Origin of the sequence: Enterobacter mori, assembly GCF_025244905.1 — a bacterium.
In the GTDB taxonomy this organism is placed as follows: domain Bacteria; phylum Pseudomonadota; class Gammaproteobacteria; order Enterobacterales; family Enterobacteriaceae; genus Enterobacter; species Enterobacter mori_A.
On sequence record NZ_CP104285.1, the window covers coordinates 3,844,636 to 3,858,546 of the forward strand.

The window sequence follows — 13,911 nt, forward strand, 5'->3', positions numbered from 1 at the left end:
CCCCCTTAGTTCCGCTTCACTTTAGAGAGCGGATGATCGGCGGGGTAGGTCGGGATTTCCGGCTTATTGGTCCCCAGCATGACGCACATCAGCGCCTCTTCTTCACCGTGGTTGAACAGCCCGCGATAGATGCCCGGCGGGACGGAGATCAGATCACGCTCGCGCAGCACGGTTTCGGTGTAGTTGTCGCCGTCCTGGATCATCAGCGTGATCTGCCCTTTAAGCATGAAGAACACCTCTTCCACGTCGTCGTGCAGATGCAGCGGCCCTTCGCACTTCGACGGCAGCACCATGGTGGAGAAGGTAAAGTGATCCGCCTGCACGGTGTTGGTATCGTTCGCCACGCCCGTTGCGCCGGTGCCGATGTAACGCATCTGCGCCCGGCGGTATTTCGGATCAAAATCGGCCTGGAACTTCAGCGCGTTCCAGTCGTACTTGCGGCCTTCGAAGCGCGCGATGCGCGACTCGACCCACTCTTCCATCGTCAGATGGTCAGGTTTGATGCCCGTTTTGTTGGTTACGGTTGAATCAGTCATGACACTCTCCTCAGTAACGTCTCAGCAGCGGCAGTAACAGGACGCAGCCCACCGCCGCCATCACCGCCAGAAAAATCAGCCCGGAATCCATGCTGTGGGTGAAGGCGATAAGCGCGCCCATCACCGCCGGCGACAGCGCGCCCGCAAAGTTTCCCAGCCCGTTGAAGATGCCGCCCGCCGTGGCGCTCACCCGTGGATGGGTGGCCTTCGCCAGCAGGGCGAAAATGTTGGGTGCGCCGGTACCCCACATAAAGGTGCTGAAGCTCATCGCCGCGATGATGGTCAGCGGGGTATCGAGGTGCATCACCGCCGCCAGGCCGACGGCCGCCCCCGCCATCGAGATAAAACAGGCCGCCGCGCGCTTATCGACCCGGTCCGAAAGCCACGCGCCAATCACTTCCCCCGCCAGCATGGCGATGAACGGCATCGACGACAGCCAGCCCGCGTGCTCAAGGTGAATGCCTTTGCCCTTAATCAGGTAGCCCGGCAGCCAGCCGTTGATGCCCCACAGGTAGGTCAGGAAAGCGATGTTAAAAATGCAGATGATCCAGAAGTGCGGGCTGACAAACAGCTCGCGGCGCGCGGCACGTCGCTCGTCCTGAGACGCCTGCGAGGTGCTCGGTTTCGCCTCCAGACGGATCCCGCGCAGGCCAATGCGCACAAAGATCAGCACCGGTACGGTGAGCATCGCCATCACGAAAAAGGTGCTCTGCCAGCCGAAGGTGTTCAGCAGCCAGAGGGAGAGCGGAAAACCAATCGCCGCGCCCACCGGCGTGCCCAGCAGCCACAGCATGGTGGCGCGCGCCTGCAGATGCTGCGGGAAGTTGTGGCGTACGATGGCGAAGGCCAGCGGGAACAGCGGCCCTTCCGCCACGCCCAGCAGAATGCGCAGGACGATCATCAGCGTGTAGTTGTGGGTAAAGCCCATCGCCACCATCAGCACGCACCACACTGCCATCATCCCGGTGAGCAGACGCAGCGGCGCAATTTTGTCGCCTAAGCCGCTGAGAAAGACCGACGAAAAGCCGTAGCTCAGCAGGAACGCGCTCATCAGAATGCCGAGGCGCGTGGTGTCGAAATCAATGCCCATCGCCTGCTGGAAATGGCCGTCAGAAAACAGCGCCGCGATGCTGATTTTGTCGAAAAACGCCAGCAGCACGCAGGCCAGCAGCGACAGCGGGATGGCCCAGCGCACCGCTTTTTCAGGCGTACGGGTTCCCTCACCGCTTGCCTCAACGGGCGCGGTGTTGGTCTCTAATGTGGTCATGTCTCCCCCTACGGGTGCGGGTTAGCTATCGCAGTGACATCAGTGAAAAGGTTGGGTCGCCGAGCGGCACGTCGGACAGATCCCGCCCCGCCGCCATCCAGCGTTTCGCCAGCTTGACGGTACGCGCATCGTTAAACGCCACCAGCTGCGTCAGCCGTCCGTTTTCGTCCAGCGAGAAGAACAGCGCATCGTCACGCACTATCGTTGTGCTCCCCGGCTGCGGAATACCGAGGATCTGGATGTTGTGCTGGTATTGATCCGACCACAGCCAGGGCGCGTCGTCGTAACCTGGCGCATCGGGATTGAGCATCGCCTTCGCCGTCGCCACCGCCTGATTCTGGGCGAACGCCCATGACTGAATGCACAGGCCGTACTGGTGGTGCTGGGCCACATCGCCTGCGGCGAAGATGAGCGGATCCGAGGTACGGCCCTGGGCATCCACGACGATCCCGCGCCCGGTTTTCAGCCCCGCGTCGCGCGCCAGCTCCAGATTGAGATCGACCCCGATCCCAACCACCACCGCGTCAAAGGTTTCGCGCAGGCCGTCGCAGTGAATGACCGGCAGGCCGTTGTCGTCCTCCAGCTCCAGCGCGCCGCAGCCGGTGCGGATCTCCACGCCCTGCTCCCTATGGAGGGCTTCTAAGCGCTGCGACACCTCGCCGCTCACCGAACGCATGCAGAGCGCGGGCTGCTGCTCGAACAGGGTGACCGCCACGCCGCTTCTCCGCGCCGAGGCAGCAATCTCCAGTCCGATCCAGCCGCCGCCGATAATCGCCAGTTTTTTACTTTCCGTCAGCCGCGCCTTCAGACGCTGCGCGTCCTGCCAGTGGCGCAGGGTATAGACCTGCGGATGCGCCGCCCATGCCTCCCCCGGCAGGCGAGCCCGCCCCCCGGTGGCCATCAAAAGGATGTTGTAACTAAGGTGTTCGCCGCTGCTTAAACGAACCGTTTTCGCCTCGCGGTCGATCTGCTCCGCACGCAGCGGACGGTACCAGGTCAGGTTCAGCGCCTGCTGCGCCTCGTCGCTAAACAGTCGCGGGAGTGATGCCTCTGGCTCCAGCAACGTCGCCTTCGATAATGGCGGACGTTCGTAGAAATCCCACTCTTCTTCCGCCACCACGCAAATCTCACCGTCGAAGCCCTCGTCACGCAGGGTTTTCGCTGCCCAGCCGCCCGCCTGGCCGCCGCCGATAATGACAATGCGCGACGTCATACCGCCTCCGGCTTTTTCTGCTGACGGCGCGTGTCGTGGTCGATCCCGCCTTCCACCGCCCACTCGGTAAAGGAGACCAGCGAGTGCTCCAGCTCGCGCGGCTGCCAGTTTTCGGTCAGGTAGTCGTCGTTGGTGTAATACTCAAACGCCCCGCCTGTTGGGCTGTTGACGTACCAGAAGTACGCCGACGACACCGGATGGCGGCCCGGCCCGATAAAGGTGCTCCAGTCATTTTTATTCATCGCGATCCCCCCGCCGATTACCTCGTGGATGTCGCGCACGGTGAAGGCCACGTGGTTCAGCCCACGCCTGCGGTTCGGCAGCTGTAGCAGGAACAGGTTGTGATGACCGCCGCGCGCGCCGCAGCGCAGGAACACGGCGCGGTTGATGTAGCGGTCAGAAACCTGGAAGCCGAGCACCTCGCGGTAGAATTTCTCCACCGCGGCCAGCTCTTCCACGAAGAACACCACGTGCCCCACGTTGATCGGCTGGGCGCGATCGTAAACCGGGCTGGGGGTGTCAATGCGGCGGGCGTCGCCCCACTGGTTAATTGGCTCGACGTTCAGCTCCACGTCAGTCTGCTGGCTGACCTGCACGCGCAGCGTCATGCCGTTCGGGTCGAGGCACTCCAGCGCGTCGCCCACCTCGCGAAAGCCGGGCTGCTGTGCCAGCTTCGGGCGCAGCGCATCCAGATCTGAATGTGTAGCCACCGCCCAGGTCATGCGGCGCAAGGTGTTGCCCGTTTCAAACGCCGGCGGCAGGTCCGGGCTGTCGATCGGGTTAAGTTCCACGCGCGCGCCGCTCAGGGTAGTAAAACGCTGGCCGCTGGCATCGCCCGTCAGGCCAAAATCACGCATAAACTTGGCGCAGTGCGTCAGGTCTTCCACGCCAAATTCCAGCTTTTCAATTCCGGTTACACTCATCGTTCGTTGCCTCATCTGGCCCAAATTGGGCGTAAAACATGCCCGACGCGGTCAAGCGCCTGACGTTAACTCACTGATTTAACTGGCTTGTGACAGATACCCTAAGAAGCCAGAAATTTTATCCGCTGCGAGGCGAACCTCGTTCTGCAGGCGCTCGCGGTCGGTCTGCGGGATCTCTTCCGACGGCACCAGAATGCTGACAACCGCCGCCACGCGTCCGCTTCGGTCATACACCGGGTAGACGATGGAGGAGATACCGTGGCGGAAGAAGGATTCGCCGATGACAAACCCGCGGGCTTTGTCCTGCTGCACCATCTGCCACAGGGCCTCGCGGTCGTGAAGCTGTCCCGGCGTGTTGCCCGGCAGGCGCTCGTGCGGGAACAACAGTTCAAAATCGGCGCGGGACATATCGGTCAGCAGCATGCGGCCCAGCGAAGTGCAGTGCACCGGCAGGCGAGTGCCAATGCTGACCTGATTGATGCGCGACCCGGCGGCGCTGACGCGGGCGATGTAGATAATGTCGCGCCCGTCGCGGATCGCCAGATGGCTGCTGCACTGGCTCAGGTCGCGCAGCTGTTCAATAACCGGCTGGCCGACCTGCGCAACGTCCAGCGAGGCGATGTACTCAAAGCCCAGGCGCAGCACGTTCATGCCCAGCGAAAAGGTATTGGTGCGCGCGTTGCGCTCCAGAAAGCCCATATACTCCAGCGTCTGCACCACGCGGTAGGCGGTCGCCTTCGGCATATCCACCAGCCGGTGCAGTTCGGCAAAGGTCAGATCGCGATGCTGCTCGCCAAAGGCCAACAGCAGCTGTAAACCGCGCTCCAGCCCCGGCACCAGATACTTCACTTCCTGATCGTTTGCCATCATCGCCCTACCTTAGTTAAAGACAAAACCGCCGTTGACCGGGATCAGCTGTCCGGTGATAAACCGCGACAGATCGCTTAACAGCCAGACCACGCTGCCGGTGACGTCTTCCGGCTGCTGCGCCCCGGTTAACGCGCGTCCGTTTTCGTAGAGCTGATGCCGTTCGGCGGGGACATATTCCGTCGCCTCGACGCGGGTTAGCCCCGGCGCGATGGCGTTGATACGAATACGTTTTTCACCCAGCTCGCGCGCCATTGACCGGGTCATGGCAATGACGGCCCCCTTGCTGGCAACGTAGGCCATCAGGCGCGGCGCGCCCCACAGCGCGGTGTCGGACGCCACGTTCACAATGCCCGCCCCTTCGCGAAGCAGCGGCACGGCGGCGCGCGTCACCAGCCAGGTGCCCTTGACGTTCACGCTCATCACCCGATCCCACAGGTCCGGATCGTAATCGAGCATATTTTTGCCGCCCACGCCCGTCGCCATCGCCGCGTTGTTGACCAGACCGTCAATTTGCCCCTGCTCGGCAATGGCGCTGAATACCTCTTCGATAGACTGCGGATCGGCCAGATCGATAACGTGCGATTCGATCGCATAGCCCTGTTCGCTCAGCCGATGCGCGCTTTCGGCCAGCTCGCCTTTGAGGATGTCGCACATCACTACGTTTGCACCCTGCTCCGCGCAGGCTTTGGCAAAGTGATAGCCCAGCCCGCGCGCGGCACCGGTCACCACGATGCGCTTTCCGCTCAGCAGCCCGTTCATCAGGCGGCTCCCTGCTGTTCTTCGCGTGCTGCCAGCTGCTCTTTCGCGGCTTTTTGCATCATGCGGCGCAGGCGGGAGAGGCCGACGTCATGCTGGTACAGGTATTCATGGTCGCGGGCGTTCGGGGCGAGACTTTCGAGCACCACGCGGTCCTGCTCCAGCACTTCCCAGTGCAGTTTCTCCAGGCGGTTGCGGTACATGAAGCGCCACATGTCGCGCTGCCAGCCCTGCACGCGGCGAATGCGCCAGAAGAAGACGCGGCAGTTGTCGTTATCTTCCGGCACCACCATGCCGACGATGAAGAAGTGGCCGCCCGGCCCGAAACGCTTCTTATAAGGAATGGAGAGGCGCATCCAGCAGGTGCCGCTGTTACCCAGTTCAACCCAGTCGAAGTTGACGCCGCTCTGCCCTTTCTTCTCAAAAATAAAACCGGTTTTGGTCGGCTGGAGCACCATGTCGGCCTTGCGATCCCCTTCCGCCATTGAGTGCGACGACGAATGCAGATAGGTGCCGTGCATCGGGTCCATCACGTTTTCCAGCGCGTACTGGTAGTTGCACTTCCATGCGGCGGTGCAGAGGAAGTTGCTGAAGCTTTCCGTATCGGCAAGTTCATCCGGGAAGGTCAGCTCGTCCGGCTGCTGGTCAGCGGTGACGCCAAACCACAGGAAGATAGCGCCGTGCGCCTCCTGCACGTTATAGCTGCGCACGCACTGCTGACCGACCAGCGGGCATTTATCCACGGCGGGCACGTCCTTCACCTCGCCGTTGCCAGCCACTTCCACGCCGTGATACCAGCAGGCAATGCGGTCGCCAAGGTTCCAGCCCATCGACAGGCGCGCGCCGCGGTGCGGGCAGCGGTCTTCCAGCGCCTGCACCTGGCCGTCTTTGTTGCGCCAGACCACAATCTGCTCGCCCAGGCGGGTGATGCCCACAGGAGCAGACTGCACTTCCCAGCTTGCCAGCACCGGATACCAGAGGCCGCGCAGGCCTTTATCGAGATAGTTTTGTACGGTCGTCGTCATCGCGTTGTCCTCAGTAACCGTTAACCTGTAAGAATGCCTGGAAGCTGGCGTCGCTCCACGGCTCTCCCTGCTGGTCGTGCATGCGCACCGCGTTCAGCCCGTTCACCAGTTCCGGTAGGGTTTCAACGCCCTGTTCGAAGAGTTCTTCCAGCGTGGCAATCAGGTTCACCTCCCAGCTTTCCGGCTCGCGGCTGCGGGTCTGCCAGATCAGGTTGGTGTAGTCACCCGGCTTATGGATCGCGCCGTTGCCGCCCTCTGCAGGCGGGGTAAACTGGCGGCTTTCCGGCAGCGCCGGGTTGTAGTTCAGGGTGTCGCTCATGCCACGGTCTCCTCGACGAAGGTAATCTGGATTTGATTTTCAAAGACCCGAACCGGGTAACGGTTGAGGTTGCGACCACCGGGGCCGTGCAGGCACTGGCCGGTTTTGACGTCGAACACCGCCTCGTGCAGCGGGCATTCCACTTTGCCGTCTTCCACGAAGCCCTGGCTCAGCAGGGCATAGGCGTGCGGGCATACGTCTTCCAGCGCGTAATATTCACCGTCAATCAGGTAAACGCCGATCTCCTTCCCCTCGACGCTGCCGCTAAAAGGGAAATCTTCCTGTACTTGTTCTGCGTCACATACGCCTATCCAGCTCATCACGATCCTCCAGGCTTTTGTTTCATATATGAAACTCTGTTTCTTATTTAATACGGTCAATATAAAAGCGATGAATGTTTCGTCAAGCGACAATGTGACGAATTTGTTAATTGAATAGCAATTAATTAACTAAGTGTGCAAAGGATCACGAAAAAATGCAGCGATATGAAATTTTCATTATTGCAGCGTGATAAATACGATTTATTAATGCCCTCGATATTTCAATAAAAGATATTGACTTCTTTTCTTTTTGTTCCTTAAAAATAAAGTGGCGTCACACATTTGGTGTTTCACCAGTGAAACAAAAAATTTATTTACCCTTAATTAACAATGAGTTTCACCAGTGAACCATTTTAGCTCCGTGACAATCACTTTGATAAAAATATAAATAAATGAAAACGTAAGGCGGGCATGATGACGGCAAGATGGCAAGGTACAATTGCACTGTTATTACTGATTATTATTTCCTACGTCGACCGGGTTAATATCTCGGTAATGATTTTAAACCCGGAATTTGCCGAACATTTCCAGCTAAATGAAAACAGAATGTTACAAGGCATGCTCATGACCTGTTTTCTGCTGGGTTATGGTTTTTCAGCTCTACTATTAACGCCGGTTATCGAAAGCAAACTCCATTATCGGCAAGGATTATTAAGCAGCATTGCGATTTGGGCCGCGGTTTGCGCGATTTCTCCGCTGCTGGGTTCTCTAATGGGTATGCTTATCGCCCGCGTGGTTTTGGGCATTGCCGAAGGGCCGCTCTTTTCGCTGAAGACGCGCTTTATCAGCGATAACTTTGGCGCGCAAGAGATCGGCAAACCCAACGCCGTCACCGCGCTGGGCGTCTCTCTCGGGCTGGCCGTGGGCTTTCCGCTGGTCACCTGGCTGATGGCGCATCTGGGCTGGGCCGGGTCATTTTACGCGCTGGCGGTGATGAATCTGGTGCTGGGTGGCGGGCTCATCTGGCGTTTTCTGCCTGCGCCACACGGCCCGGTGAAGATGAAAAAACCTGGGTTTATAAAAACGTTTACCCTGGCCTGGCAAACGCCGCTTCTGAGTTGGATCCTGCTGGTTGAAATCGCCACGCTGAGCTATCTGTGGGGCAGCAGCGCGTGGCTGCCCGCCTGGCTGCGCGACGAGCATCACTTTTCGCTGCACGCGACGGGCTGGCTTGCGGCGATCCCCTTCCTGCTGAGCCTAGGGTCAAAGTTTCTGGGCGGCGTGCTGCTCGACAAAATGCGCCCGGAACAGGCGCCGGTGCTGTTTGTGGTGGGCGGTACGTTGACGGCACTGTCCGTGGTCGCGCTGATGCTCAGCCATCAGCCCGCATGGCTGGCGCTGTTTATGCTGTCCGCTAATGTGTTCTGGGGATTGCAGGGGGCCGCCATTCCTGCGGTGATCCAACATCACGCCGCCCGGGACGCCGTGGGCAGTGCGTACGGTATTATTAATGGGATAGGCAATATCTGCGCGGCGTTTATTCCGCTGCTGATGGGGATGGTGATGAAATCGGTGGGGTCGGTCAGCTCTGGTTTTTCGGTGCTGGTCGTCTCGCAGGTCATTACTCTGCTCGCAGGAGGAATGTTGCTGCTGCGCATGCGTCGCGCAGCAGCAGTGAGCGCGTAAGGCTTATTCGCCTTTTTTCGCCGCCTGGATGTAGAGCATTTCCAGCGCCAGCGTCGCTGCAGCCAGCGCGGTGATCTCGGACTGGTCGTAGGCCGGTGCCACTTCCACCACGTCCATACCGACGATGTTCAGATCCTTCAGGCCGCGCACCAGCTTGATCGCGCGGTCAGAGGTCAGGCCGCCGATAACCGGCGTACCGGTGCCCGGTGCAAACGCCGGATCCAGACAGTCGATATCGAAAGTCAGGTACACAGGCATATCGCCGACGATCTGCTTAACCTGCGCCAGAATATCGTCCACGCCGCGATCGTTGACCTGGCCCGCGTCCAGCACGGTGAAGCCGTTGTCTTTGTCGAACTCGGTGCGGATACCAATCTGTACCGAATGGTTTGGGTCGATCAGGCCTTCGTTCGGCGCGGTGTAGAACATGGTGCCGTGGTCGAATTCACAGCCGTTCGCGTAGGTGTCGGTATGCGCATCGAAGTGCACCAGTGCCATTTTACCGAAGTGCTTCGCGTGGGCGCGCAGCAGCGGCAAGGTCACGAAGTGGTCCCCGCCGAAGGAGAGCATGCGCTTGCCGGCCGCCAGCAGCTTCTCGGCGTGCGCCTGCAGCTTTTCGCTCATCTCACGCGCGTCGCCGAAGGCGTACACCAGGTCACCGCAGTCCACCACGTTCAGGCGCTCGCGCATGTCGAAGTTCCACGGGAAACGGTTGTGCTCCCAGGCCAGGTTGGTGGAAACCTGACGAATAGCGGCCGGACCGTGGCGGCCACCTGCGCGGCCAGACGTTGCCATATCGAACGGCACACCGGTGATCACCCAGTCAGCGTCGCTGTCGTACGGCTGGAAATTCATTGGAAGGCGTAAAAAACCAAACGCGTTAGATACCAGAGAGTTATCGTACTGATGACCTAAAGTGCTCATGTCCTGACCTCTTTTAAAGTCGATTCATTAAAAACAGATGAAAAAAAATCCCCTCCGCGTCGTTAAACCCGACGAGGAAGGGATTGATTCGTAAATCGCTAATTGGGGCGAATTATCGCCGGTAATGCATGCGGGTTCAAGTGAGTATAGGGCATTGTGCGGTCTTTGCCCCTCACCCTGACCCTCTCCCCAAAGGGGAGAGGGAATTTGAACACCCTCTCCCCTTTGGGGAGAGGGCTGGGGTGAGGGGAAAGGCGAATGCCTTACTCATCTTCCAGATAGGTATACCCGTACAGACCCGCTTCAAACTCTTCCAGGAACTGCTGCTGCAGCGCGTCGTCCAGACCGGTGTTTTTCACCTGGTCGCGGAACTGGGTGAGCAGTTTTTTCGGATCCAGCTGAACGTATTCGAGCATGTCCGCTACGGTGTCCCCTTCGTCAGAGAGCTCAACTTCCACGTTGCCGTCAGGGAACACGAACACGTCAACCGCTTCGGTATCCCCGAACAGGTTGTGCATGTTGCCGAGGATCTCCTGATACGCACCGACCATAAAGAAGCCCAGCATCGGCGGGTTCTCCGGGTCGTACTCCGGCATTGGCATCGTCGTTGCGATACCGTCGCCGTCAACGTAGTGGTCGATAGCGCCGTCGGAATCACAGGTGATGTCCAGCAGCACCGCACGACGTTCCGGGGCGTGGTTCAGCCCTTCCAGCGGCAGAACCGGGAACAGCTGGTCGATACCCCAGGCATCCGGCATTGACTGGAACAGCGAGAAGTTGACGTACATTTTGTCCGCCATACGCTCCTGCAGCTCGTCGATAATCGGACGGTGCGCGCGGTTGCTCGGGTCGAGCTGCTTCTGCACTTCATGGCACATGTTCAGATAGAGCTGCTCTGCCCACGCGCGCTCCTGCAGGCTAAAGGTGCCTGAAGAGTAACCAACGTGAATGTCGTGCAGGTCCATCTGGCTGTCGTGCAACCATTCGCGCAGGGAGCGGCGCGTGCCGGGTTCGTGCATCTCCTGCCAGGTTTCCCACATGCTTTGCAGAGAACGTGGGGCATCGTCTGCCGGAGGCGTCGCTTCGGTGATTTCGCTACGCTCAACGCCGATGATGTTAGAGACCAGTACCGTATGGTGCGCGGTGACCGCGCGGCCGGATTCGGTGATCACCGTCGGGTGCGGCAGGCCATTCTCTTCGCAGGCATCGCCAATCGCCCAGATGATGTTGTTGGCGTATTCGTTCAGGCCATAGTTTACAGAGCAGTCGGACTGCGAGCGGGTCCCTTCATAGTCCACGCCGAGGCCGCCGCCCACATCGAAGCACTGAATGTTCACGCCTAGCTTGTGCAACTCAACGTAAAAACGCGCCGATTCACGCACGCCGGTGGCGATGTCGCGAATATTGGCCATCTGCGAGCCGAGGTGGAAGTGCAGCAGTTGAATGCTGTCGAGGCGACCGCGCTCGCGCAGGATTTCCACCAGCTGCAGCACCTGGTTCGCCGCGAGGCCGAACTTGGATTTTTCACCGCCGGAGGACTGCCATTTACCGGAACCCTGCGAGGCCAGACGCGCACGCACGCCAAGGCGTGGGATGACGTTCAGACGCTCGGCTTCTTCCAGCACGATTGCGATTTCAGTCATCTTCTCGATAACCAGATAAACCTTGTGGCCCATCTTCTCGCCAATCAGCGCCAGACGAATGTATTCACGGTCTTTATAGCCGTTGCAGACGATCACCGAGCGGGTCATGCCCGCGTGCGCCAGAACCGCCATCAGTTCCGCTTTAGAACCCGCTTCCAGGCCCAGCGGTTCACCGGAGTGGATCAGAGATTCAATCACGCGGCGGTGCTGGTTAACCTTGATCGGGTAAACCAGGAAGTAGTCGCCTTTATAGCCGTAGGATTCACGTGCACGTTTAAACGCGGCGTTAATAGAACGCAGGCGATGTTGCAGGATCTGCGGGAAGCAGAACAGTGCAGGCAAACGCTGACCCTGAGCTTCACGGGCTTTCACCAGCTTAGCGAGGTCCACGCGCGCTTCAGGGACGTCGGGATCCGGGCAGACGCTAATGTGACCCAGTTCGTTGACGTCGTAGTAGTTATTGCCCCACCAGGCAATATTGTAGGTGCGCAGCATCTTGCTGGCTTCCTCGGAGCTCATCGCAACCTCCTGCATAGAACGTAGTACACCCTGTTCGCCCGCTGACGAAGGCGAAAAAGAAGACATGTCGTCAGACATAGCGAACCTCAACTCTTTGTATTAAGTGTAAAACAGTTGACTACTATCGCAGCGTTATACGGCGATAACAACCCATAAACGGCTCCGTTTCCCAGCAGAGTATGCTGAAATCCAGACCGTGCGACCGGTTTCTTATTCATATCATTGTAAAACACGTATCCGAACTCTGTATGACAAGGTTCGGCGAAACCACGAGAAAACTCTTGTATTAACAAGAGCGCCCTTGTTCAGTTTTTCAGAGCACGCAAGCGTCTCTGAAGATACTGAGAAGCGCCGAGATGGGTCTAACATCGGCAGGTTTGCAGACTAAAATGCGGGTTGCGCGATCGCGTTCCGCGCGCCGCGTTTTATACCGAGAAGGTGGCTAAAAAGCAAAACAAAAATGCGTGGGTTGCCAGTGCCGTCAGGAAATATTTCCAGCTTTGATTTCAACGCAGTGAGAGATGAATCAAAAAAAACTGGAAATCGGGTGAAGAAGTGACCTAAAATGGACGTCCAGATGTTAATCCATCTATACTGATTAACACTCAGACTGCCAGTGTCAAAAACCTGCAGGCCTTGGTAGAATACTCTCCTTTGGCTATTCCACACAGCAGTTCGAGCTAACCAAATTCCTCTTAGGTGAAATAAAACATGGCAAAACACCTGTTTACGTCCGAGTCCGTATCAGAAGGACATCCTGATAAAATTGCTGACCAAATCTCCGATGCGGTGCTGGATGCGATCCTTGCCCAGGATCCTAAAGCGCGCGTAGCGTGTGAAACTTATGTCAAAACCGGCATGGTTCTGGTCGGCGGTGAGATCACCACCAGCGCATGGGTTGATATCGAAGAGATCACCCGTAACACGGTGCGTGAGATCGGCTATGTACATTCTGATATGGGTTTTGATGCCAACTCTTGCGCCGTTCTGAGCGCTATCGGCAAGCAGTCCCCCGACATCAACCAGGGCGTTGACCGCGCCGATCCGCTGGAGCAGGGCGCGGGCGACCAGGGCCTGATGTTCGGCTACGCAACTAACGAAACCGACGTGCTGATGCCAGCACCTGTCACCTACGCACACCGTCTGGTGCAGCGTCAGGCTGAAGTGCGTAAAAACGGCACCCTGTCCTGGCTGCGTCCGGATGCGAAAAGCCAGGTCACTTTCCAGTATGACGACGGTAAAATCGTTGGCATTGATGCGGTGGTTCTGTCCACTCAGCATTCTGAAGATATCGATCAGAAATCCCTGCAGGAAGCGGTGATGGAAGAGATCATCAAGCCGGTTCTGCCGACCGAATGGCTGAACTCTGCGACCAAATTCTTCATCAACCCAACCGGACGCTTTGTTATCGGCGGCCCAATGGGCGACTGCGGCCTGACCGGTCGTAAAATCATCGTGGATACCTACGGCGGCATGGCGCGTCACGGCGGCGGTGCGTTCTCCGGTAAAGACCCGTCTAAAGTTGACCGTTCTGCCGCGTACGCTGCACGTTATGTTGCGAAAAACATCGTTGCTGCTGGCCTGGCTGACCGCTGTGAGATCCAGGTTTCCTACGCTATCGGCGTGGCGGAACCGACCTCCATCATGGTGGAAACTTTCGGTACTGAAAAAGTGCCTTCAGAACAGCTGACGCTGCTGGTGCGCGAGTTCTTCGATCTGCGTCCATACGGCCTGATTCAGATGCTGGATCTGCTGCACCCAATCTACAAAGAAACCGCTGCATACGGTCACTTTGGTCGCGAACATTTCCCATGGGAAAAAACCGACAAAGCCGCTCTGCTGCGTGAAGCTGCCGGTCTGAAGTAATCGACTGACAGCGCTTTTAAAAGGCCAGCCTTCGGGCTGGCCTTTTGCATTTGTGCGGTCATTTTGCCCGGCGGCGCTTCGCTTGCACGGGCCTACGGGTTTTG

Annotated in this window: 14 protein-coding genes; 2 read left to right on the forward strand and 12 right to left on the reverse strand. The window is 58.5% G+C overall.

Going from position 1 to position 13,911, the window contains the following annotated elements; all coding sequences use genetic code 11:
• Positions 1 to 5: 5 nt before the first annotated feature.
• The 9 genes from N2K86_RS18105 to N2K86_RS18145 form a co-directional block, all read right to left on the reverse strand.
• Positions 6 to 536: a cupin domain-containing protein gene (locus N2K86_RS18105; RefSeq protein ID WP_260659523.1), complete on the reverse strand. Its 531-nt coding sequence runs from the start codon at positions 534 to 536 to the stop codon at positions 6 to 8.
• A gap of 10 nt (positions 537 to 546) precedes the next feature.
• Positions 547 to 1,803, reverse strand: a complete 1,257-nt coding sequence (locus N2K86_RS18110; RefSeq protein ID WP_260659524.1) for an MFS transporter — start codon at positions 1,801 to 1,803, stop codon at positions 547 to 549.
• 25 nt (positions 1,804 to 1,828) lie between these two features.
• Positions 1,829 to 3,016 (reverse strand): NAD(P)/FAD-dependent oxidoreductase, encoded by a 1,188-nt coding sequence (locus N2K86_RS18115; RefSeq protein WP_260659525.1) that lies wholly within the window; start codon positions 3,014 to 3,016, stop codon positions 1,829 to 1,831.
• Positions 3,013 to 3,939, reverse strand: coding sequence for a VOC family protein (locus N2K86_RS18120; RefSeq protein WP_260659526.1), 927 nt, complete (start codon positions 3,937 to 3,939; stop codon positions 3,013 to 3,015). Before N2K86_RS18120 ends, N2K86_RS18115 begins: the two co-directional genes overlap by 4 nt.
• A gap of 78 nt (positions 3,940 to 4,017) precedes the next feature.
• A complete protein-coding gene (locus tag N2K86_RS18125; protein WP_260661720.1) occupies positions 4,018 to 4,806 on the reverse strand; it encodes an IclR family transcriptional regulator in 789 nt (262 codons plus the stop codon).
• 12 nt (positions 4,807 to 4,818) lie between these two features.
• Entirely contained in the window at positions 4,819 to 5,568 is a 750-nt protein-coding gene (locus tag N2K86_RS18130) for an SDR family oxidoreductase (protein WP_260659527.1), read from the reverse strand.
• A complete protein-coding gene (locus tag N2K86_RS18135) occupies positions 5,568 to 6,590 on the reverse strand; it encodes an aromatic ring-hydroxylating oxygenase subunit alpha (RefSeq protein WP_260659528.1) in 1,023 nt (340 codons plus the stop codon). Before N2K86_RS18135 ends, N2K86_RS18130 begins: the two co-directional genes overlap by 1 nt.
• Before the next feature lie 10 nt (positions 6,591 to 6,600).
• Positions 6,601 to 6,909 carry a recombinase-like helix-turn-helix domain-containing protein gene (locus tag N2K86_RS18140; RefSeq protein ID WP_260659529.1) on the reverse strand — a complete coding sequence of 103 codons (309 nt, stop codon included), beginning with the start codon at positions 6,907 to 6,909 and terminating at the stop codon, positions 6,601 to 6,603.
• Positions 6,906 to 7,229, reverse strand: a complete 324-nt coding sequence (locus N2K86_RS18145) for a Rieske (2Fe-2S) protein (protein ID WP_061097121.1) — start codon at positions 7,227 to 7,229, stop codon at positions 6,906 to 6,908. The genes N2K86_RS18140 and N2K86_RS18145 overlap by 4 nt, the downstream gene beginning before the upstream one ends.
• A gap of 414 nt (positions 7,230 to 7,643) precedes the next feature.
• Here N2K86_RS18145 and N2K86_RS18150 point away from each other — a divergent pair, with 414 nt between their 5' ends.
• Positions 7,644 to 8,855, forward strand: a complete 1,212-nt coding sequence (locus N2K86_RS18150; protein ID WP_260661721.1) for an MFS transporter — start codon at positions 7,644 to 7,646, stop codon at positions 8,853 to 8,855.
• A 3-nt stretch (positions 8,856 to 8,858) separates the two neighbouring features.
• Here N2K86_RS18150 and speB read toward each other — a convergent pair whose 3' ends face one another.
• From speB to yqgB, 3 genes are all read right to left on the reverse strand, one after another.
• The gene (gene speB / locus N2K86_RS18155; RefSeq protein ID WP_006811917.1) at positions 8,859 to 9,779 is read right to left on the reverse strand and encodes an agmatinase; all 921 of its coding nucleotides are present in this window, start codon (positions 9,777 to 9,779) and stop codon (positions 8,859 to 8,861) included.
• A 263-nt stretch (positions 9,780 to 10,042) separates the two neighbouring features.
• The gene (gene speA / locus N2K86_RS18160) at positions 10,043 to 12,019 is read right to left on the reverse strand and encodes a biosynthetic arginine decarboxylase (protein ID WP_120158664.1); all 1,977 of its coding nucleotides are present in this window, start codon (positions 12,017 to 12,019) and stop codon (positions 10,043 to 10,045) included.
• Between the two features lie 8 nt (positions 12,020 to 12,027).
• Positions 12,028 to 12,159 (reverse strand): acid stress response protein YqgB, encoded by a 132-nt coding sequence (gene yqgB / locus N2K86_RS18165; protein WP_127312443.1) that lies wholly within the window; start codon positions 12,157 to 12,159, stop codon positions 12,028 to 12,030.
• A 493-nt stretch (positions 12,160 to 12,652) separates the two neighbouring features.
• Between yqgB and metK the strand changes: the two genes are divergently transcribed.
• Positions 12,653 to 13,807, forward strand: coding sequence for a methionine adenosyltransferase (gene metK, locus N2K86_RS18170; RefSeq protein ID WP_260659530.1), 1,155 nt, complete (start codon positions 12,653 to 12,655; stop codon positions 13,805 to 13,807).
• Positions 13,808 to 13,911: the final 104 nt, after the last annotated feature.